3 protein-coding genes are annotated in these 4431 nt (G+C 64.5%); all 3 read right to left on the bottom strand.

Translation table 11 applies throughout. From position 1 onward, the window contains the following. Window positions 1-621: CBS domain-containing protein (locus AB7O82_RS34275; protein WP_428621437.1), on the bottom strand; the 621-nt coding region annotated here is incomplete at its 3' end. A gap of 358 nt (window positions 622-979) precedes the next feature. Beyond that, window positions 980-2707, bottom strand: a complete 1728-nt coding sequence (ybaL, locus tag AB7O82_RS34280) for a YbaL family putative K(+) efflux transporter (protein WP_428621438.1) — start codon at window positions 2705-2707, stop codon at window positions 980-982. A gap of 92 nt (window positions 2708-2799) precedes the next feature. Continuing rightward, window positions 2800-4431: YbaL family putative K(+) efflux transporter (gene ybaL / locus AB7O82_RS34285; RefSeq protein WP_428621439.1), on the bottom strand; the 1632-nt coding region annotated here is incomplete at its 5' end.

Raw genomic sequence — 4431 nt, forward strand, 5'->3', positions numbered from 1 at the left:
GACGAGGATTCTCAATGCGCGATGCTGGTCGGCTGAAACGACAAATCCCCAAAGCTCCACGACCCCATCGTTCACAGTGACATTGACGTAGGCATCGCTCAGCCACGAATGGCTCCTGAACCGATCGGACAACGCCCTGTGCAGAGCGGCGTTGTCCACCTTCACGTCAGCACTGGCAGCCTGAACCTGGCTCAAGGCCCGCACAAGATCGCGACGCGAAATGATCCCGACGAGACGGCCGTCGTGCAGAACCGGAACGCGCTTGATGCGATGGCTGTCGAGAATATCAGCAACGTCTCTGAGATCGGCCTCGTCGCGAACCGAGATGACGTAGCGGGACATGACATCCCCCGCCGAGAGCCCATGGGCCTTGGCGTACTCGACTGCAGCGGTGTCGGAGTCGGCGAACAGCCGGAACCACCACTTGTGCTTGCGCTCAGTTCCCACCTCCGCTCGGTGCAGCAGGTCGCCTTCGCTGACCATACCGACGATCGTTCCATCGTCGCTGACGACGGGCACGCCGCTGATGTCTTTCTCCATCATGAGGGCCGCAATCTCGCGCACGGAAGTCTTCAGCCTCACCGTGGCGACCTCACGTGTCATAATGTCCTGCGCTTTCATGGTGACCTCCTGGGCAACAATCCTTAGCCGCAGCTTGGAGTGGAAGAAACTACCGGCCCGGTTACGTTGAACAACGCGGGAAACGATCGACTGTGTCGAGGTGTTCTCCGGATCACGGAAACTGGATGAACTAAAGCACTTATTCCATCACAGACCCTTAGCCGGCTTTGATGTCCGTCAATCCATCCGCACCGAATTGCTTCCTGTTGATCTTAGATGCGAAGAAAAAGAACCATGGGAAACGATGAACGATCCCCTTCATACGAGTACTCCGTGCCAACTGGACCTAACTGAAGAGGTTTGCGCGGACCTTTGGCCCTCTCCATGGGTCGCATGGTTGCATGTGACCGGGAGACCGTCATCGATCGGCATCCTTTTGATCTTGGGTGCCGTGCCGGGCCTCGGTCAAAGGAGCTTCGGGGACACCCAGCACTGTCCGCAGCATGGCCTGGGCGATCTCGCGCTCGCCCATGATGACCTGATCGGCACCCAGCCCGCGCAAATGCTCGACCTCGGCGTCGTAGTGTGCTCGCGCGACGATCTTGAGAGCAGGATTGACGCGCTTGGCCTGCTGCACCACCTGGCCGGCTTCGAAGGCATTGGGAATGGCGACGATCAGCAGCCGGGCGCGGGCGAGGTTGGCGGCACGCGCCACCGCTTCATTTGCGGCGTTGCCGGGGACGGACTCGAAACGCCGCATGCGGAGCCGCTCCACGATTGCGGCCGACTCGTCGATCACGAAAAGCTTCACACCATCGGCATGCAAGCGTTCGCCGACGATGCTGCCGACGCGGCCGTAGCCAACCAGCACGACGTGATCCTCGAGCGATGTCACGGGAAGATCGACCTCGGTGTCTTTCTGCGGTGCGACGTCGCCTGCGGGCCGAAGGCGGGCCTTCCAACGGTCCTTGGCAGCGAACATCAGCGGATTGAGCAGGATTGACAGCATCGAGGCGCCCAGGATCAGGTCGCGCGCTCGCTCCGTCAGCACGCCCAGGCCAATGCCGAGATCAGCCAGAATAAAGGAGAACTCGCCGATCTGGGCCAGTCCTACGCCGACCGTCAGCGCGGTGTCTCTTGGATAGCCGAGCAACCGCACGATGCCAAAGGCCAGCGTTGTGTTACCCACGAGCACGACGAGCAGCGTCGCCAGCAGCGGCAGCGGCTCGCGGACGAAAACGGCCGGGTCGAACAGCATGCCGACCGACAGGAAGAACAGGGCGGCGAAGGCATCGCGCAGTGGCAACGACTCCTCGGCGGCCCGCTGGCTGAGCTCCGACTCGCTCAGAATCATGCCGGCGAAGAACGCACCGAGCGCAAACGACACGCTGAACAGCTCGGCGGCAATGAATGCCACCCCGAGCGCTACCGACAGCACCGCCAAGCGGAACAACTCACGCGATCCGGTATGGGCGATGTAGTGCAGGAGCTGCGGGATGACCCGGCGCCCCACCATCAGCATCAGTGCGATGAAAGCAGCAACCTTGCCCAGGGTGACGGCGGTCGTGGTCGCAACATGCTGAAGGTCCAGACGCTGCGTCGAGCTGGACGGCATCTCCTTCAGCAGCTCGACGAGCGGCGGCAGCAGGACCAGGGCCAGCACCATGAGCAGATCCTGCACCACCAACCAGCCGGCGGCGACGTGGCCGCGCTCGCTGTCGAGAAGGCGGTGCTCCTGCAGCGCACGCATCAGGACGACGGTGCTGGCGACCGACAGGGCAAGGCCGAACACGAAGCCCGACGCCAGCGGCCAGCCCAGCAGCCAGGCCACTGCCATGCCGAGCAGCGTCGAGCCGGACATCTGCACCAGGGCACCGGGCACCACGACCCTGCGCATCGCCAGCAGATCCTTGGTCGAAAAGTGAAGACCGACGCCGAACATCAGCAGGATGACGCCGATCTCGGCGAGCTGCGCGGCCAGTTTCTGGTCGGCGACGAAGCCTGGCGTAAAGGGCCCGACCGCCACACCCGCCAGCAGGTAGCCGACGAGCAGCGAGACCTTGATGCGATTGGCGATCGCCGCAAGGACGAAGGCCAGCCCAAGGCCGACTACGATCGTGGCCACCAGCGAGGTCTCGTGAAACATGCCGTCTCGTTCAAGCGATTACACACGCTTATAGCGCGTGAGGTCGAGCTGCCTCGTAGAAAAATGCGCGCTTCGCGTCGGCAGCTCGAGCTCTACGGCCCCTTGTCTCGTATCCGATCCAGCATCCGCTCGGCGATCTCGCGCTCGCCCGAAACGACAAGATCGGCGCCAAGTTTGTCCAGGTGCTCAACCGCCGCGTCCGAGTGCGCGCGCGCCAGGATCTCCAGCGAGGGATTGGCGGCACGCGCCTGCTCGACGACCTGGCCGGCTTCGAAGGCCTCGGGAATGGTCACCACTATCCGCTGCGCCCCCGCGATATTGGAGGCCGCCAGGATGCCCGGCGCTGCCGCATTGCCGACAATCACTTCGGCACCGTCGCGCTGCGCCTGTTCGACGGCCCGCTGGCCAGTCTCGATGACGACGAAGGAGTCGCCGCTGCCTGCCAGGACCGCGCCGACGTACGAGCCGACGCGGCCATAGCCTACCAGCACGGTATGCCCAGCGCGGGTCGTGGGCACAATGCTGGGCGTTTGCTTGGGTTCGCCCAGCCGCTCCACCGGACGCAACCTTTCCACGAGCCCGAACATCATCGGATTGAGGACGATGGAAACGATGGCGCCGGCCAGCACGAGGTTCTGCGCGTCGGAGGGCACCAGGGCGAGCGATATGCCAAGACCGATCAGGATGAACGAGAACTCGCCGATCTGGGCAAGGCTGGCGGAGATGGTCAGTGCCGTCGCGTTGGGATAGCCGAAGGCACGCACGATCAGCCAGGCCGCGACCGATTTGCCGAGCACGATGATGGCGACCGTGCCGAGCACCGCCAGCGGCGCGTCGACGAAGACGACCGGATTGAGCAGCATGCCGACCGATACGAAGAACAGGACGGCGAAGGCATCCCGCAGCGGCATCGCCTCCTCGGTCGCCTGCTGGCTGAGCTCGCTCTCTCCCATCACCATGCCGGCGAAGAAGGCGCCCAACGCAAAGGAAACGCCGAAGAGCTTGGCCGCCCCGAAGGCGACGCCGAGTGCGATGGCGTAGACCGCCAGCCGAAACAGCTCGCGCGAGCCGGTGTGCGCCACATGGTGCATGAGCCACGGAATCACGCGACGTCCTACGAGCAGCATCAAGGCCACGAACGCCGAGACCTTGGCCAAGGTCACGAGAAGCAGGAACGCCATGCGGCTCGGCGGGACACCGTCGCCGGACATGATGACGGCCGCGGCCGGCACCAGGACCAGGGCAAGAACCATCGCAAGGTCCTCGACGACCAGCCAACCGACGGCAATGCGGCCGCGGTCGGTGTCGAGCATGTGGCGATCCTGCAGCGCCCGGACCAGCACCACCGTGCTCGCCACCGAGAGCGCCAGGCCGAACACCAGCCCCGCCGGCAGCGGCCAGCCCAGCAGATGGGCGAGGCCGACCCCCATCGCCGTCGCCACGGCGATCTGGCCAATGGCGCCGGGAACCGCGATGCGGGCCACTGACAGCAGATCCTTCAGCGAGAAGTGCAAGCCGACGCCGAACATCAGCAGGATCACGCCGATTTCCGCCAGCTCGGCGGCGAGCGGCAAGTCGGCCGTGAAGCCCGGCGTGAACGGGCCCACGACCACGCCCGCCAGCAGATAGCCCACGATCGGCTGAACCCGCAGCCGATTCGCGGCGAGCCCGAACAAAAACGCGAGCATCAGGCCCGCGGCGATCGTGGCTATGAGGGGCGTCTG

The organism is Reyranella sp. (assembly GCF_050185545.1).
Taxonomy (GTDB): domain Bacteria; phylum Pseudomonadota; class Alphaproteobacteria; order Reyranellales; family Reyranellaceae; genus Reyranella.

Excerpts from the sequence above, each read along its gene's own strand:
- ybaL (WP_428621438.1), bottom strand. The coding sequence starts at position 2,707 with ATGTTTCACGAGACCTCGCTGGTGGCCACGATCGTAGTCGGCCTTGGG.